The organism is Ruegeria sp. YTSA064, assembly GCF_059610325.1.
Genome location: NZ_JBXWNK010000013.1, coordinates 68082 through 85417 on the forward strand (window position 1 = coordinate 68082; position 17336 = coordinate 85417).

A 17336-nucleotide genomic window follows, 5' to 3' on the forward strand; every position below is an offset into this window, starting at 1 on the left:
AGCGGATGGGTGACATAAGCGGTACTTTGCGTGATGTGAAACAAGAGCTCATTGATCCAAAACTGGAATCTGAGATCAACGATTTGGCGGATACATTCGCGCTCTGTCGGATTGTCGGCAACGATCTCGAGCCAAGGCACAAGGTTGGCCAAAGTCTCTCAAATGTGCGCTTTATTTTGGACAATGAACCAGAATTCGATGGCGTAAAAAAGTTATGGTTGCTCAACAGGATATTTAACACCGAGACTGAAGCAAAGATTATCAGCTTACTTGAGGAACGAGGGCAGACCTATCGACGTATCGCCTTTGATCCAGAAGAATATCAGTCTATCGGGTACAGCTTCGATAAGTTCAAACAGCCTGATATGTTCTACGACGGACATCTTGAAATAGATTCAACCAGTACGCGCACGACGCAGGCAATTATGCAGGCTTACCGCGTCCGCAATAACTATGTGATGCACAACAACGGTGCACGAAATGCAGCTCTCGAGTTTTGTCTGGAATACGGCAAGTGGGCGCTGCCTTTTGATGGGAATTGCTTCCTTACGTCCTCAGGATGGGCGCGGCTGCATTCGAACATCTTAGAGGCCCGGGACAAGCGATATTTTGTTGTTCCAATGGCAAGGATCACCAACAATCAAGATTTGCTGGAACCTAACAATACCTTTTCTGCGGAAGAAGAGCCCCAATTGGTTTTTCGATGCGATGCACCATTGAGGTTCAACGAGGACCTTCCCTATGGTCGTCGTCCAAAGGTTGAGCTTTTCATGCATCTTGGTATCGAGGGTCCGTGGAAGCGATGGCCTGTGGAAGATTTCGACATTCCGCCACGCCGAGTTCACCCTGATGGTCATCGGGTTGGGCAAGCCGGTTGGGTCGCGCGGCTGGCGTCAGGAAAAGCCCACCTTGAACAGGCTGATCGGAAGGCATTTGTTAACCGTGGTCTCGCACGCGCTGCTGCGATCCGTTCGACTTTGGACATGTTGTCGATGCGTCCAGTCCGTGCGGCTCTAGCGCAAGACCAAGCCCTGACTTATGACCTGACCACGGCTGATCCGGCACAGTCAGAAGATTGGGCAGCTGTTCGGGAAGCTGCACAGCAGGCTTTAGACCGAGGGCCCTTTTCGGTTACGCAAAAACCCGAGCCCGGCCCCTCTGGCGATCTTCGCGACTATTTTCATCCAGCGCCATATTGGTGGCCGAACCCAAATTCGAAAGATGGTTTGCCCTATGTCAGGCGCGACGGTGAACGATTGCCGGGCACGGAACTTTATGAAGCAGAGAGTGGCCGCTTCGACCGAACACGTCTGCAACGCGTCTTCGACGACACCACAGCCCTTGCATTAGCGAGTACATTACAAGACGCCGATCCGAGTTTCCACGCACACGCCTGCTCAATTCTGAGGACGTGGTTTCTGGACGCTGAAACTGGCATGAAGCCCAACCTTTCTTATGCGCAGGTTCGGCTGGGTCACCAGGGTAACATGGGGGCTGCCCATGGGGTTATTGAAACCAAAGATTTTTATTTTCTTCTTGATGCGGTTCGGCTTCTTAGAGATTCGCACATAACCGACCGCATGAAAGAGTGGAGCTCGGAGTTTTTTGATTGGTTCACTGATAGTGTGCAAGGTCGCCAAGAATGCAGAGCAGCCAACAACCACGGGACATGCTATGACTTGCAGGCCGCCAGTCTTGCCGCATTTCTGGAAAAAGAAGATATTCTGCAAGCCATTGACTTACGAGCGCAAGCCCGCGCAATTTCTACGATCACCCCTGATGGAGATCAACCGCACGAACTGCAGCGCACGCTGACGCAGCACTATTGGGCTTTCAATTTACAGAGTTGGGTTAACCTGTTCGACCTTCTTTCAGCTGCAGGGCTGCGCCCTTGGCAGAGTGAAGCTGGCGAGAGGGTGCGGGTTGGACTACGCCGCATGTTGATGCTGTCAAAACAAAACTGGGAGCACCCCCAGATCAAGCCATTCGACAGCAATAGATTGCTACCTTTGAATGAGACACTGAAGAACCAAACAGGTGAGGATATCCTCGGACGCGCGGAAAGTGATGGGCCTGTCAGTTTTTTTCCTCATGATGGGGTTGCCCCGTTCTGGCGTTTGACAAGGCTAGGGCGCTGAGAAAAAAGTAACTAGCGCATCCTTAAATGCTGCGTCAGCTAAGGAGCTTGCAGTATTGCCGACAGCTGCAATCTCGCCAAAGCACGAAAGATCATCAAAAACTGCAGGATCGACCATAACACAAAGCGAGCGCGCACTTTTGTTGGCGGGCAAGTTTCAGATTATTAGGCGAATCTCGGTGTTCCTCATGCTTGCTTCGTTTGAGTTATTCAGTGGTTCCGCTTGGCAGGCATTGACCACAATTCAATCAATACGAAGAGGCAGAAACGGCTTTTACGTCCAAACGATCGGGATCCACGAGCAGGGTCACAGCTTAGCCTCAGATATTTAGCTTTGAGGCGGAATTTTAGTCCATTTAGGTTGTTGCCTTTTAATCGCCGGGCTGTCCACTTGATGACTGCTCTGAGTGACTTCTTTTTGATCCGTCTAATTTCGCTCTGCTCGCCCAGAGACATGCATATTCTTGCAATGCGGCCGGCTCGTCTTTGTGCAGCGCCATTAAAGCGCAGGCTGCCCACATCGCTACGTCATATTCCGAATTGGAGCGTTTCAGCCGGTATGCATTTGCGGCGGCACTGTTTGGGGTTGATGGTTCGAACATCAGTTCCTGAGCCGATCACAAAAAAGTATATATTGTTAGAAAGCCGGAAAAGATCCCAATTGAGGCAACCGTGAAGTTTAGAGAGAAGTTTAACATCGGGTCTTCCAATCTAGAAAGTTTGGCAGGTGCCGTATAATCGTCGGCGACATAACATACTGTTAGTATGCCGGAATGTCTTTGAATGGATCGAAAACGCATCGTTAACATTGCGTTAACAATTCGCGCGATTTCGGAGCTTTGTAGGTTGTAATCGTGCAGATCTACTGATCTTCGTCCGCCTCAAGCGGACAGCGCCTTCGTTCGGATCGATGCAAATATTTGAGGAAATGCGCCAACAATCTGCTACTCGACGCATTTCAATGAGTAAAAAGTGTATGAAAAAACTTAACCCTATTAGACGCTTAAGGGCGGTTAGAGGAACTCTCTATCAGTCACTGTGCTTGCAATATTCACTCGATGAAATCATAGCTCGATGTTGGCGTGCCTCCTCGGGGAACTTGGCTAAAGCATCAATACAATGCGGTTCGTTGATGGGTGCAAACCCCTCCATCTCACTGGCCAGCCGTCAAAATCAATTCACATTGGCGAACATAATTCTCCAACAAAACCATTCACTGAATATCCCGACCGTAACGGGGCTCCCCAAAGCGAGCGCTAGATATTTTTGAGGTGCCCGCCGCTCTTGTGGCTCAGAGTAGCATCTCGATTTTCGCCCCTGGAAACCGCGACGCCAGCGCGTTTGCTCCGCTATCCGGAGTCAGGCAAAGGGCGGTTGATAGTCCATCGGCAACAGCGGCCCGCGCCGCGGATACTGATACTGCGCGTTGCATAACTTTGTGCCCTTTCGGGTTCAGGATATGGCCATGTTTGCCCTGTAACATCGTACCGCCGGGCGCTGAGGTTGCGACAGCTCGATCCTGAAGCCTGATTCGTTTGGCCACCGTGCCATCGGGGGCGGCCAGCCCCACGCGCCATGGTACGCTAGTGTATCGCTGGCCAAGAGCGGCGACCTCACCCATATCCACCAATACATCGCGCAGATCGAAGGACCGCAGCAAAGCAGCAATCCGGTCGGTGATCGCACCTTGCGCAATCCCGTTCAACGTGATCGCCGAATGTCTGGGATATGGCAGGCGGATTCCATCCGAACCGACGTGCACGTTGTTCCATCCAATCGTTGCGTGCGCGCGTTCCACACTTGGCTGCTCCGCTCCGCTGGCCAGCGCTAGCCACAGCGGCTGGATCGTCGGATCAAACGCCCCGTCCGAGGCTTCGTGAAGCACGGAACACAGGCTCAGCACCTCCAGTAGCTCAGGCGCAGGTGCATTCAAGTGACCGGTGCGGTTCAGCTGGCTGATCTGCGAATGTGGTCGGTAGAGGCTGAAGATATCCTCAAGCCGGTTCAATTCGGCCTCGACCGCGGCAAAGATCGGCGCGGCCTGTACATCCGTCAGGCCTTCAAGCCGCAGGCTGGCAGGTGCGCCCAGCGCGATGCCGTGCCATTGGGCCGAACCGCTGGCGGCTGCGGGCATAGCGGCGCAGGCGGCAGTTATGGTCAGGAAGCGGCGGCGAGTCAAAAGGGTCATGCGGGGGTCTCCAGAATCAAGTCCAGATCGACGGGTCCAAGGACTTCGGCATCGGGGATCTCGGGCAGGGGCAAAGCAGACCCGCCATAGCGCAGGATAAACGCTTCGGCCTCGTCGAGTTTCGCAAATGGGACGACCTCGCGTGCGCCCATGCCTCCGGCGACATCTGCGCCGACGACAAAGGTCGCACCATCGGCTGCGATCCAGTTAGAGATGCCCGGTTGCCCCCAGCTGGGGGCGACACCCATGTCGCTGACGTAAACAGCGGTGATCTTGGCATCGCGCTCGGGGCTTTTCAGATAGGCGAGCATGTCGCGCACCTGAGCAAAGAACAAAGGTGCAGGATAGCCCTCAAGATGAATCTGACCTTTGGGCCCGCCATGTTCCGCGATGTTCATCTGGCAGAAATAACTCAGCGCATCCGGGGTCAGATCAACCGGGTCAGGGGCCTCGGCGACCTCTTCCTTGCAGGCCGCCAACGCGACCAAGGCGATCAGGGCGAGGCGCTTCATGGCTCAACCCTCCGGAATGCGATCCGGGCGAGTGCAAAGCCTATCGCCGGCCAGATCAGCAGTGAAACGGGCGCAGCCCAAACCGGCAGAGCTTGCGCCGCCCCGGTCATACCTGAGGCCATGGCAACACCCTCGGTCGCGGCGATATTCCACAGACGGAATGCGTCGGCCGGGTTGGCCACCATCACCCATGGAAAGACGGATTGGGTGAAAGTGCCGCCCTTGTCCATGACCACGGCCCCCAACAGGCCCAGATCATAGAGGACGACAAAAACCAGCCAGAGCCCGGCCGACAAACCTGCCGCCGCCGTGGCCCCCTTTGCCAGGGCGGACAACAGGTATCCAAGCGCCAGAAAGACAGCGCCCAGCAGGATGGATGTGAGGATGAGGCGGACCAGCGCCATCAGGCTCTCTGGCCCCGCGCCGCCAAAGAAGGCGGCTATTGCGCCTGCGGTGCCGAAACCGATGGTCATGGCAAAGGCCAGCGCGGCGAGGTGGGCGGTGAACTTGCCCAACAGGATTTCTCCGCGCCCGGCCGGGTAAGACAGCAGCAGCGAAAGGCTGCCGCGATCCACGTCGCCGGCGATGGCGTCAAAGGCAATCATCAGCGCCAGCAGCGGCGCAAGATAGACCGACAGCGTGGTCATTGACGCGACCGAGACGGTCAGCATGTCGACGCCTAGCGTGCCGGTAGGTGCGCTGCCAGCAAAGGTCAGAGCCAAGGCGAACAGAACCATGATCAGCGTTGCGACCAGCAGCCAGCGGTTGCGACGCAGGATTAGCATTTCAGTGCGGGTGATGGCGAGGAAGCGGGTCATTGCAAATCCTCCTGTGCGTAGTGGCGATAGAGGTCTTCCAGCTTGGGCGGGGTCATTTCCACATCCGCTACTGCGTCACCCAGTCCAGCGATCCGGCGCAGGGCCTCCATCTTGTCTTCGGGAGTGCAGAGCAATTCAATGGATGCCCCATTGATCCGGCTGCCGCCCAGCTCAGCGGCCAGCACATCCGGATTGGCGCTGGCGCGTACCTTCAAGCGGATCGGTAGACCAGCCAGAGCGGACAGATTGTTCAGGGTGTCGTCGGCGACCATCTGACCCTTGCGCATGATGGCGATCCGGTCGGTGCGCGCCTCGACCTCGGTCAGCGCGTGTGAGGCAATCAGAACGGCGGTGCCTTGGGCAGCTAGTTCGTCGATGATGGCGTACAGGTCCTGCCGAGAAATCGGGTCCAGCCCGCTTGTCGGTTCATCCAGCAAGGCCACTTTCGGTTGGCCCAACAGCACCTGCGCCAGGCCCAAACGTTGCCGCATGCCTTTGGAATAGGTGCCGATCCGACGGTCCAGAGCGTCGCTCAGGCCGACACGATCCAGCAAACCGGACACATCGGCTTTTGCGCCTGAAAGCTGCGCAAACAGGGTCAACTGCTCACGCCCGGTTAGCGCGGGATGAAATGACACCGCCTCGGGCAGATAGGCCGTCTCGCGCCGTGCCTGAGCACTACCGGGGGTGGCGTCTCCGATCCGAATGGCTCCGCCATGGATCGGCGTCAGGCCGAGGATAGATTTGATCAGGGTCGACTTGCCCGCGCCGTTATGGCCCAGTAGCGCAACGCGCTGGCCAGGGGCAAGAGACAGGGTGATATCGTCAAGAACGCGGGTTTTTCCACGGTCCTTGAGAACATGGTCGATTGACAGGGCCTTATCCGTCATGAGGCACCTTTTTCATAGCTGGGGGTTCAGGGGCTTGCATCAATGGGTTGCTGTCCATCACGCCCCCCGGCAGCAGTGCCGGAAAGGCCGATTGTGACCAGCGCACCAACTGCACGGCAGGCGAGCCGAGCAGCAACTTGGCTGAGGGTTGGGTCCACAGCACATGGTCCATACTGTCATTGGGGCGATAGGGGGCATCGGCAATGCCGTTGCCATCCACATCATAAGCGGCGAAATCGGACCAGTAATTGCCGCGCCCATCTTCTGACCATTCGACCCATTTGGTCGAGACGTATTTCACCTGCGTCCGGTTCCCGATGAATGAGTTGCCAACGATACGGTTGCGCTCAGACCCAGCAGTAAAGTGAATACCGATGCCGCATCCCTGGAACCAGTTGTCGGTGAATTCGTTCTTGTTCGAGTTATAGAGGAAGGTGCATTTTTCCTTGGCACCTTTCACCACGTTGCCGGTAATGGTGCTCTTGTTGGCATAGTTCAGCATCACGCCATGTTCGCGGTCACCAATCGAGACATTGTTGGCCACGGTCACATTGGTCGTGAACATCACCGCATAGCCCAGATCGTTGCCGATCGAGACATTGTCGCTGACAATAGAATTATCAGCATACATGTAGTGCACCGCAAAGCGCAGGTCGCGGAACAGGTTGTTGGTGAAGGTGTTCTTCTTGGACGAGTTCACAAAGATTCCGTCGCGCCCGTACCGGATGTCATTGCCATCAACCACTGCGCCGGGGGCATTCCAGACATAGACGCCATTGCCGCGGTCGTTCATCCGTTGATCCAAACGTCCTTCGATCCGGTTGCCACGCACGATGCTGCCTTTGGCCCCGTGAATATCGACGCCGTAGAGGTTGCCCAGCAGCACGTTATCCTCGACCACGGGCGCCTTAGCCGTTTTGGTCAGCTGGATACCACTGTCGATACCCTCATGGCTTGAACCGGAACCGATAACTGTCAGACCACGCACAGTCACGCCCGGCCCGGTCACGGTGATGACGCTGCCGTTTCCTTGCCCGTCTATTGTGGCCTGTCCCAGCCCGTCGAGGGTTACGGGCCGGTCCAGAACCAGTGTTTCGGTGTAGACACCGGGGCTCAGGCGGAGGGTGTCTCCATCCGCCGCCTGCGCCAGTGTTTCTTTGATGGCCCCCGCCCGGTTGGGCACATCCCAGTCCGCCGCCCAAAGGGGCGAGCCGAGCAGGAGCGGTATGAGCAGGGGCCAACGCATGGGTTATGCTCCCTGCGGCTCAACGAGCATCCGGCCGCGCATTTCCATGTGCAGCGCGTGGCAGAACCACTGGCAATAGAACCAGTGTACGCCCGGACGGTCGGCAGTGAAGGTGATCGACGCGGTTGCCATCGGTCCGATCTCGAAGGCGATGCCGTAGTTGCCCAGGCAGAAGCCGTGGGTCACGTCGTCCACGTCATCCAGGTTGGTGACGAAGATTGTTACCTCGTCGCCCTGTTTGACGGTGAACTTCTCAAGGCTGAAGGTCGGGGCCTGCGATGTCATGTAGACCCGCACCTTGTTACCGTCCCGGATCGGTTCCTCGGCGCCTTCTTCCAGATCGATGCCATCGGCTTCGGCCTGTTTGCGGGCGTCTTCCCAAGTGAGGTCGTTGCGGTCCCAGACGTTGACCGGGTTGACGATGTCACTGCGAACGATGATCGAGTCATGAGGTTCGGCAAAGGTCGGCCCGTCGTGAACCACCTTCATCTCATCCGACGAGATGTCGATCAGCTGTTCGTTCTCGGGCTTCAGCGGACCCACGTTCAGGAAGCGGTCTTTCGAGAACTTGTTCATCGAAATCAGCCACTTGCCATCGGCATCCTTGGTCTCACCCATCGATGTCGAGTTGTGACCCGGTTGATAATGCACATCGACCTTCGAGATGATCGGATCGACATCCTCACCCGCGTAGGCGCGGATCGCCTTGTCCATGTTCCACTTCACGATCTGGCTGTCGAGGAACAGCGTGGTGAACGCGTTGCCCTGACCGTCATACGCGGTGTGAAGCGGGCCAAGACCCAGCTGCGGCTCACCCACGATGCAGGACCGTGGATCGGCATCGCTTTCGAACAGGGCGTCCAGCTTGGTCACATCCATGATCGACACGGTGGGCGACAGCTTACCGTTGATGCAGACATGCTTGCCATCAGGCGCGGTGTTGATGCCGTGGGGCGAGTTCGGGATCGGAATGTAGCGGGTGTATTTCTTGTTCTGACCCTTACGTCCGTCCAGAACCTTGACGCCTTTCAGTTCCTGATAGTCGCCAGCCTCGATGCCTTTTTCGATTTCCGCGAGGTTGAAGACAACGACGTGATCCAGCTCGTTCTCGGTCATCTCGGCCAGGTTCATACCCATTTCCGAGTTGTACGAGGTCGAATAGGCGTATTTACCCTGATAATCGCAGTCGGTGTTGTCGAGATTACCCGACACGATTACCTGCCACGCAACTTCCATGGTGTCACCGTCCAGCGCGGTGAAGATGTTCACGTATTGCGACGGATCGTCCAGCACGGAGCCGTCATTGACCAGCGGAGTTTCATCTTCACCGTTGGCAAAGACATAGCCAGTGCGCGGGAATTTCTGCGGACGCAGACCGTGGATCGCCTTGGCATTCGGGATCTCGGTGATCTTGTCGCATTTCATCACATCGCAACGCACACGGGCAACGCGGGTGTTGGCCTTGTCGTTCATGAACAGGTAACGGCCGTCATAGGTGCCGTCGGTGAACGACATATGCGGGTGGTGCAGGTCGCCGTTGTCATAGGTTTTCATGCCACGCTTGGCGAGGAATTCCTTGGTTTCCGGCAGCAAGCCATCGGTCATGATCTTAAGCGACTCGTTGGTCTGACCCCAGCCAGTTGCAGAGCAACGGTTAAACACCGGCACCCGCATCAGCTCGCGCATGGACGGGAAGCCCAGGATGCGCAATTCGCCGGTCTGTCCCGAGGACCAGAAGCCGTAATATTCGTCCAGTTCACCGGGCTCCAGGTTGGCATTGGCCGCAGCGCTGGCCTGTTTCGCGGTCATCAGGGTCGAACCCAGGCCGGTCCCGGCCAGCACGGCACCGGTGGCGGTTGCCCCCAGCATCCCGCGGCGGGTGATGTTCAGTTTGTTGTCTTGTTCCGACATGATCGTTCCTCCTTTTTAGGAAACGGATTGCGGTTTGGCGTTCGGATGGTTCGCCGGTGGTTGCCCGAGGGGGGTCTTGAGGTTGACCGACCCTGTCTTGGCCCGCCGCTTAAGCTGGCGGATAACGACGGGACATTTGTCCTCGGACTGGTAGAGCACCTGACAATGCAGGCAGGTGACGCACTCGTTCGGGTTGATCTCACCAGTTGGGTGGATTGCCTGAACGGGGCATTCGTTGGCGCAGGTCTGACATGGGCTGCCGCATTCCTTGTAGCGGCGCAGCCAGTCGAACATGCGAATTCGGGCGGGGATCGCCAGCGCTCCACCCAGCGGGCAGAGGTAGCGGCAATAGAACCGTTCGATGAACAGCCCGATTCCCAGCAGTGTCAGCGCAAAGACCACAAAGGGCCAGTCGCGCATGAACTTCAGAATGATCGCAGTCTTGAAGGGCTCGATCTCGGCATAGGTCTCAGCCAGCGGGATCGAGACAAAGCTGAGCCCGAAGAGACCAAGGAAGATCATGTATTTCGCAGGCCATAGGCGTTCGTTCAGTCCCCATGGCAGCGTCCATTGTGGCACTTTCAGTGCGCGCGCGATCTTGTTGGTCAGTTCCTGCAGGGCACCAAACGGGCACAGCCAGCCGCAATAGGCCCCGCGCCCCCAAAACAGCAGGGCGGCGGCCACGGCAAACCACTGGATGAAGACCAGCGGATCCAGCAGGAAGGCATCCCAGCTGAAACCGGTGCGCAGGCTGCCGGCCAGCGCCATCAGGTTCACAACACTCAGCTGCGCATTGGCGTACCAGCCGATAAAGAACAGCGTCAGGGTCAGATATCCGATGCGGAACCAGTAAAAGACCCGGGCGTTCATCGTGGCGTGGAACTGGAAGAAGAAGGTTGCGGTCAGCACCAACAACATGACGCCCAGACCGGCAATCTCGACCGTGCGATCCTTCCAGATGCGTTTCCACAAGGCGGCTTTTGCTGCGGCTTCGCCAGTGGCGTCATCCACAACAGTGGGGACTGCGACTGGCAACAGATACTGCTCGGGCAGCTTGTAGCCCAGATCGAAGGTCAGGAAGGTTTTTTCGACCGCACCCACGGCCCGTTGCACCAGCAATTGCAGGCGGAACGGCTCGGCGGGGTTGAACTCGGCTTCGGCGGGGATCTTGAATATATCTAGCTCGGTGAAACTGGGCGCATCCGGGGCGGCAACCCGGCCAAGGCGCTCTTGCTGCTTGTCGAAGAACCGCACCGAATTATCGCCCTGTATAAGCTGAATCCGGTCGAAGATTCCGCCGCGGACATACCCTGATCCCTTGAAGCTGTAGGACCCGCGCCCCAGCACCAGAATGGCCTGTTCGCCTTCGTCCAGCCATTCGACAAGGTTCTGATATTCGGCCTCGCCCAACAGTGATTTGCCGATCGATGGAACCGAGACCAGCGCCACGTGCATGTCGATGAATGTGTCATCCGGCTCGCCCGGTTCAGGGCGTTTGATGGCGCGCTGATCGCCAGTGGCTTCAAAAGCTGCGTTGACCTGACCGACATCCAGTGTCAGCCGCCGTATCGAGCCGTCGCCCGAAAGCGTTGCCCAGTCATATACAGCGTCCTTTGCCATATCGACTTCGCGTTTCGGCCCGTCTGCCTGTAGCGGAGACAATCCGCCCAGCCCCAGCGCACGCGCCACCTTGATCCCACCACGCACGAGGCTGTCATCGATCACCATGATCGTCACTGTCGCGCCCGAGATAATGTCGAGGTCATGCCCCTCGCCACCGGTTTCGGCCTCAACCTTCAGGTCCAGACCGGCATAGCCTTCGGTCAGCTCAACCATCCTCGAGTTCGGGATGCCGATCAGAACGATGGGTTCCGAGTGTTTGACCAGCTGCACACCGGTCAGCACCGCGTCGTCATCGATGGCGGCAACCACATGGATCGGTTTACCGGAATATCCGGTGGTGCCCACGAAGTCAGAAGTCAGGAAGGCCCAGGCAACGGTCTCGCCGCCCTTCAGGACGGGGGCAACCGGAACGTCATCACGGACCGGCCCGAAGGCATCAGCACCGGGGGCCAGATCGGCGGGTTCGATATCGGGCAGGAAGCTGGCAAGGCTGTCGGCATGGGCGCTGATCGCCATCAGGCAGGACAGGGCAAGGGCCAGCAGGAAATGGATTGCGCGACTTACGACCACGGCGCACCTCCGATACTTAGGGTGGACGCCATGGACGCGCGCGGGGCGCGTTCAGTTGTTTCTTGGGTCGGGCACGGGGGTCCCCGGGTTTCGGGCCACAGCCGATCCGAGTTGTACAACAAGGAAGATTTGCTGTTCTGAACCTGTACAACACGGAAGATTCCGATTTGCGGCACTTGCGCCAGCTCGGGCACGGGTGCCGCGCTGGTGACCGCGCACAGCGCGCAATCGGCGCATTTCGGGCAGTACGCGGTCGGGTCTTCGGTGTCCTCCTCAAGGTCAACCTCAACCCAGACCGCGCCGCCTTCCGAGCAGATCTCCACCCAGACACTTTCACCGGGACTCGCCAGCGCCGGTCCAAAGGTCTGCAACAAAAGAAGGAGCATGCCCGCCAACCCAGCTGCCGCGCGAACCGCACGGGCAGGGAGATTGTGCAAAGGGACGAGGGCAGGCATGGAGACTCCGACTCGGGAAGCTATGCTGCGTGTTCTAGGGGATTCTCTCGGCGCGATACTTGACTTAGGTCAGGTTCTGGAAACTTTCGATTTTAACATTTGAAATCAACTATCTGCCTCATCCATCAACCCGCGCACCCAACGCCCCGCCAACCACGCGGCAGGTATGCCCAATGGGATCGACCACAGGATCGCGGGCACCGGCCCGATGGCACCAAATCCAGCGCTGTGCAGGATCAGCCCGGCCAGAAACAGGTTGATGGCCACGGTCAGAGCCGTGGCCGGGTAAAGCAGGATGGCCAGTTTCCAGACCGGCCATTTATCCTCAGTGGCTGGTGCCTTCCGAGAAGGTGATTTTGTTCCAGACATTGTACTTCCCAGACGGTTTACGCATCGGCAGGCGGCGGACCTCTTCCAGCGTCTGCGCGTCATAGACGATCACCGCGCCGTCATCTTCCCAGATCGAAACCAGCGCGTGGCTGCCATCCTTGGTGAACTCCACATGCGCCACGGTCTTGCCTGGCGCAGGGCGTAAAGTTTTTACGATTTCAAGGCTTTGCTTGTCGATTACATGCATGGCGTCCTTGTTCGGCCCAAAAAACACATCGGCCCAGACGTAAGGCGAATTCTCATGGCTGCGCATGAAAAAGCCGGGCCCTTCGGTCTTGATCCGCTTGACGGTTTCCCATGTCTCCATGTCGATCACCGAGACCGTGCCATCGGTCAGATGCGGCGTCGCCATCACGGTGGAGTCGCCATGTTTCCAGGTAATCCCCGAACCTAGGTGAGGCATCCCAGGCAGGTCCAGATCAGCCACTTTGTGGCCAATCACCAGATCGATCACCTGCCCGCCCTTGCCATCGCGCGAGGCGCCCATGACGTATTCATAGCTCTGATCAAAGAAGAAATCGTCCAGATAATCGGGCGTGGTAATCTTGCGCACCGGGAAGGGATCGGGGTTCTTGAACTGACCCTCAATGCGGAAATCATGCCCCAAACCGGATTGCGGTGGGTTCGCCCCGTAGAATACTTCCCAAATCTCGGGCACGTCTTTCAGCGCGAGAACGAAGCTTTCGCGCGGCGGTGCCTGATAGACCGCCGAGACGCGGCTGGGTTTTCCTTTTTTGCTTTTTACATCAATGACTTTCGCTACAGACAGGTCTTCGGTGGATAGCAGTGTCAGAGAGTTCGGCAAATAGTTCGCCACGGCCACCCACTTGCCGTCTCCTGACATGGCGATGTTGCGGCTGTTCAAGCCCGCACGCACGCGGCCCACCTGTTTCAGCGCCCAGATGTCATATTTCTGCACCCAGCCATCGCGGGACATGATGAAGACATAGCGCCCGTCCGGGCTGAACTTCGGCCCGCCATGCACGGCAAAAGGTGTCTCGAACCGGTCCAGAACCTCGAAAGTATCCCCATCCAGAACGCTGACATGGTGATCGCCGGTCTCAACGGCCAGAGTGATGTTCATAGGATCGCTGCCCCAGACCGGGGCATCGACTGAGATATAATCCTCATCCAGAGTTCGGCTGGCCATGATATCGGCCTCGCCCCATTCGGGATCGGTCTCCAGCGGTGATTTCAGCCACCCTGCTAGTTCCTCGATCTGCAGCGCGTCCAGTTCATACGAAAACGCCGGCATCTGTGTCGCGATACGCCCCTCGGCGATCACAGCGGCCACACGCGGCCCTCGCATCCGTTTCAGCGTTTCGGGAATAAGCGCCGGACCGACCCCACCCAGACGGTTCTCGCCATGGCATGAGGCGCAATGCTCGGCGTAATCAGATGGAGCATCGGCCCATGCGGTGCCCGCTAGCAGTAGCGAGCAGAAAGCGCCGATTTTCAGAGTGTCAAAAGAACTGATGCGCCGGATCATGGCTTTTCCCCCGGAACGGCGTGACCTGCAGGCGCTCGCTCGCGCCATCCACGCCGATTTCTTCGTTCGACAGATAGCAGGCCGGATCTTCGGCCCACGGATCACCAGTAAGTTGCAGCGCCCGGATGCGGGTGTTTCCGCCGCAGACGTCCTTTAACTGGCAGGCCCCGCAACGCCCTTTCAAAGGACGCGGACGGGTGCGCAGCATGGCCAGCATCGGGTCGTCACCGGTCCAAAGTTCTGAGAACGATTTGGTCTTCACATTGCCGACTGTGTAATCGGACCAATAAGTGTCGGGATGCACGCGGCCCAGATTGTCGATATTGGCCACGCCCAGCCCGCTGGAGTTCCCGCCCCACGCGGCCAGATGCTCGCGCACATGGGCGGCTTTGTCATCGTCGAAATGCGTCCGGACCCAGTTCAGGAAATACCCGGCATCGGCGTCGTTATTGCCGGTCACGATATCCAGCGGACGACCGCCAGACGCAGCCTCCCACGCACGTTCCAGCAGGAGGTCCAGACCCTTACGGGTGCGCAGGTGCTCGGCATCTTCGCCTCGGTTTTTGTCGCCGCGCCCGGCGTAGACAAGGTGAGACAGATAGAACTTGTCGACTCCCTCATCATCGCACAGCTGCAGCAGGTCAGGCAGGTGATGTTGCGTTCCTTCGGTCAGGCAGAACCGCAGGCCCACCTTGATGCCGCGTTTCTTGCATTCGCGCACACCGCGCAGGGCGTCGGCAAAGGCGCCTTCGACTCCTCGGAACCAGTCATTCGTGGCTCCGATGCCGTCCAGCGAAATGCCGACATAGTTGAAGCCCACGTCGGCAATCATATCGGCGGTTTCGTCGTAAATCCGTGTGCCGTTGGTCGACAGCGCCAGCATAGGCACCAATTCACGGGCGCGTTTGGCGATATCGTAGACGTCGAACCGATCCAGTGGTTCCCCACCCGAGAGGATCAAGGCCGGGACGCGAAACTGGCCCAGATCCTCAAGGGTTACCATGGCTTGCTCATGGCTGAGCTCACCCGGGAACGCCACATCCGCCGAGACGGTATAGCAATGGCGGCATTTCAGGTTGCAGCGCCGTGTCAGGTTCCAGATCACCACCGGTTTCACCGGGCCGGGGCGGCGTCTGCGCACTGGGGTCGGTTTCACGAGCTGGTGCATGTATTCGGTCAGGCGGAACATATCTCAGCCTTTCTTTTTCAGGCGCAGCCCGGTCTTTTTCAGGATGCGCGTGGAATAAAGGATATCTTTGGCCCGGCAGGCATCGCCGAGGATGGCGGCAATCTCGGCACGCTTCTCCTCGACCTCATCCCGGTCAGCGCCATGAACCATGGCGAACAGATTGTAAGGCCAGTCAGGCAAGGCGCGCGGGCGTTCATAGCAATGGGTGACGAAGGGCAGGGCACCGATCTGCGATCCGAGTTCGGCAACGCGGCCATCTTCGACATCCCACACAGTCATGCCGTTCGAGGTCATGCCCAGTTTATAGTGGTTGGGGGCCGCAGCGATGCGCCGGATGACACCGCGCGATTTCATATCGGCCAGACGGGACATCAGAGTCTTTTCATCCAGGCCCAAGCCGTCGGCCACCTGGGCGAAGGGGGCGGGCACAAGGGGCAGGCCGCCTTGCAGCGCCTCGATAATCTCTCGGTCTTTTTCGTCGATCATGCCGCCACCCGGAAGCCGATGAAGAATTCCTGAAGTTTGGGGAATTGCAGGACCGCGATCCCGGTTTCCCGTTCGATAGCCTCGGCTGTGGCTGCGATCCCTTCGGGTGTTTCGGTCGCCAGAACGAACCACATGTTCAGCCGATGCGTGCGTTCATAATTATGGGCAACCTCGGGATGCGCATTGACTTTGGTCAGGACGTTTTCGAAATCCTGTGAGGGCACGGCCATGGCGCACAGACAGAAGGCTCCACCCATCGCAGCAGCGTCAAAGAAGGGACCAAAGCGGGTGATTACGCGCTCGTCTTTCATGCGGGTCAGGCGGGCCAGCAGGTCGGACTCTGCGATCCCTATTTCCTGGGCAATTGCAGCGTAAGGATGCGCTGTCAGCGGCAGGTCATCCTGCATCCGGTTCAGGATCGCGCGATCGGTGTCGTCGAGCGTCATGCGGCGGCCTCCTTCGGTTGGATTAACGCACCGGTCTGTTTGAAACAGCGGGTCGAGAACAGTACTTTGCGCTGCGCACCAAATAGTTCGGGCAGGGCGGCGGCCCCGGCCAAAACCTCCATTGCCTCAGGGCGCGAACGCGCATGGATCATGGAATAGAGGCGATAGGGCCAGATATCCTCGACCGGGTTGCGCTCATAGCACAGTGTCACACCGGGATGCGCTGCCAGTGCCGGGCCAGCGCTGCTGACCTGCTCGGCCGGCATATCCCAGACCACCATTGCATTGGCGGACCAGCCTAAAGCGCGGTGGCGTACGATGACGCCCAGGCGAGAGACGATCCCGGCCCGGTGCAAGGCGGCTACGCGATCCATTACGTCTTCTGTGTCGCGGTTCAGGGTCCGAGCCAGCGCAGCATAAGGATCAGAGACCAGCGACAGGCCAGAACTGAGGGCCTGCAACAGGGGTCGGTCGCCCTCTCGCATGGCTGAACGATCCACTTTCCGCGGGCCAGGAGCATTGCGGGTCTCGCCCGACATACGAAAGCCCAGATCAATGTTGAACGGCCGCACTAGCCGCAAATCCAGAACCCGCAGCCCCGAGCGCTGCGAGATCCGGGCGAGGGTGTCGTTCACATGTGCCCGGTCCGGGCCGGTGGCCACGAACCAAAGGTTCCAGTCATCCTCGCGCTGGTAATTGTGGTTCACACCGGGTTCCGCATCGATCAGCGCCGCGACCTCTTCCAGCCGTTCTTCCGGAGCCGCCACAGCCGCAAGCGTACTGGCGGAAACCGCGCCGGGTGCAATCGTCGCGCCAACCCGCGTTATGCGTCCGGTTTTGCGCATCCGCGCAAGACGATCGAGCACTTCGGCCTCTTCCAGCCCAAGCGCGTTGGCCAGAACCTGAAACGGGCGCTCTACGATGGGAAAATCACGCTGGAAATCGTCCAGAAGACGGCGGTCGATCGGGTCGGTGATATGCTGCAT

At 58.3% G+C, this 17336-nt stretch carries 15 protein-coding genes; 1 reads left to right on the forward strand and 14 read right to left on the reverse strand.

The genetic code is table 11. The annotated features are described in order from the left end of the window. Nucleotides 1-35 precede the first annotated feature (35 nt). Nucleotides 36-2138: an alginate lyase family protein gene (locus tag AC2FI7_RS18580; RefSeq protein WP_496833555.1), complete on the forward strand. Its 2103-nt coding sequence runs from the start codon at nucleotides 36-38 to the stop codon at nucleotides 2136-2138. A gap of 1290 nt (nucleotides 2139-3428) precedes the next feature. On the opposite strand, the gene AC2FI7_RS18585 is transcribed toward AC2FI7_RS18580, so the two are convergent. The 14 genes from AC2FI7_RS18585 to ahbB (AC2FI7_RS18650) all read right to left on the reverse strand — a co-directional run bounded on the left by AC2FI7_RS18585 (nucleotide 3429) and on the right by ahbB (AC2FI7_RS18650) (nucleotide 17336). Then, nucleotides 3429-4325 carry an FAD:protein FMN transferase gene (locus AC2FI7_RS18585; protein ID WP_010443086.1) on the reverse strand — a complete coding sequence of 299 codons (897 nt, stop codon included), beginning with the start codon at nucleotides 4323-4325 and terminating at the stop codon, nucleotides 3429-3431. Then, a complete protein-coding gene (locus AC2FI7_RS18590) occupies nucleotides 4322-4837 on the reverse strand; it encodes a nitrous oxide reductase accessory protein NosL (RefSeq protein ID WP_170773419.1) in 516 nt (171 codons plus the stop codon). Before AC2FI7_RS18590 ends, AC2FI7_RS18585 begins: the two co-directional genes overlap by 4 nt. Beyond that, a complete protein-coding gene (locus AC2FI7_RS18595) occupies nucleotides 4834-5655 on the reverse strand; it encodes an ABC transporter permease (protein ID WP_496815706.1) in 822 nt (273 codons plus the stop codon). The genes AC2FI7_RS18590 and AC2FI7_RS18595 overlap by 4 nt, the downstream gene beginning before the upstream one ends. Further along, nucleotides 5652-6545 carry an ABC transporter ATP-binding protein gene (locus AC2FI7_RS18600; RefSeq protein ID WP_496815707.1) on the reverse strand — a complete coding sequence of 298 codons (894 nt, stop codon included), beginning with the start codon at nucleotides 6543-6545 and terminating at the stop codon, nucleotides 5652-5654. The genes AC2FI7_RS18595 and AC2FI7_RS18600 overlap by 4 nt, the downstream gene beginning before the upstream one ends. Further along, complete coding sequence (locus AC2FI7_RS18605; protein ID WP_496815708.1) at nucleotides 6535-7791, reverse strand: nitrous oxide reductase family maturation protein NosD; 1257 nt, start codon at nucleotides 7789-7791, stop codon at nucleotides 6535-6537. Before AC2FI7_RS18605 ends, AC2FI7_RS18600 begins: the two co-directional genes overlap by 11 nt. A 3-nt stretch (nucleotides 7792-7794) precedes the next feature. Further along, nucleotides 7795-9702, reverse strand: a complete 1908-nt coding sequence (gene nosZ / locus AC2FI7_RS18610) for a TAT-dependent nitrous-oxide reductase (RefSeq protein ID WP_496815709.1) — start codon at nucleotides 9700-9702, stop codon at nucleotides 7795-7797. A 15-nt stretch (nucleotides 9703-9717) separates the two neighbouring features. Continuing rightward, nucleotides 9718-11841: a NosR/NirI family protein gene (locus AC2FI7_RS18615; protein WP_238528840.1), complete on the reverse strand. Its 2124-nt coding sequence runs from the start codon at nucleotides 11839-11841 to the stop codon at nucleotides 9718-9720. Nucleotides 11842-11885: 44 nt separating this feature from the next. Continuing rightward, a complete protein-coding gene (locus AC2FI7_RS18620) occupies nucleotides 11886-12350 on the reverse strand; it encodes a DUF2946 family protein (RefSeq protein WP_010443093.1) in 465 nt (154 codons plus the stop codon). A gap of 105 nt (nucleotides 12351-12455) precedes the next feature. Next, nucleotides 12456-12719, reverse strand: a complete 264-nt coding sequence (locus AC2FI7_RS18625; protein ID WP_010443095.1) for a hypothetical protein — start codon at nucleotides 12717-12719, stop codon at nucleotides 12456-12458. Then, on the reverse strand, nucleotides 12676-14229 hold the full coding sequence (locus tag AC2FI7_RS18630; RefSeq protein ID WP_010443096.1) for a nitrite reductase: 1554 nt from the start codon (nucleotides 14227-14229) through the stop codon (nucleotides 12676-12678). The genes AC2FI7_RS18625 and AC2FI7_RS18630 overlap by 44 nt, the downstream gene beginning before the upstream one ends. Beyond that, nucleotides 14204-15418, reverse strand: a complete 1215-nt coding sequence (gene nirJ, locus AC2FI7_RS18635; RefSeq protein WP_010443097.1) for a heme d1 biosynthesis radical SAM protein NirJ — start codon at nucleotides 15416-15418, stop codon at nucleotides 14204-14206. The genes AC2FI7_RS18630 and nirJ overlap by 26 nt, the downstream gene beginning before the upstream one ends. A gap of 3 nt (nucleotides 15419-15421) precedes the next feature. Continuing rightward, entirely contained in the window at nucleotides 15422-15904 is a 483-nt protein-coding gene (ahbB, locus tag AC2FI7_RS18640; protein ID WP_010443098.1) for a siroheme decarboxylase subunit beta, read from the reverse strand. Next, nucleotides 15901-16350 (reverse strand): Lrp/AsnC family transcriptional regulator, encoded by a 450-nt coding sequence (locus tag AC2FI7_RS18645; RefSeq protein WP_010443099.1) that lies wholly within the window; start codon nucleotides 16348-16350, stop codon nucleotides 15901-15903. The genes ahbB (AC2FI7_RS18640) and AC2FI7_RS18645 overlap by 4 nt, the downstream gene beginning before the upstream one ends. After that, the gene (gene ahbB / locus AC2FI7_RS18650; protein ID WP_010443100.1) at nucleotides 16347-17336 is read right to left on the reverse strand and encodes a siroheme decarboxylase subunit beta; all 990 of its coding nucleotides are present in this window, start codon (nucleotides 17334-17336) and stop codon (nucleotides 16347-16349) included. The genes AC2FI7_RS18645 and ahbB (AC2FI7_RS18650) overlap by 4 nt, the downstream gene beginning before the upstream one ends.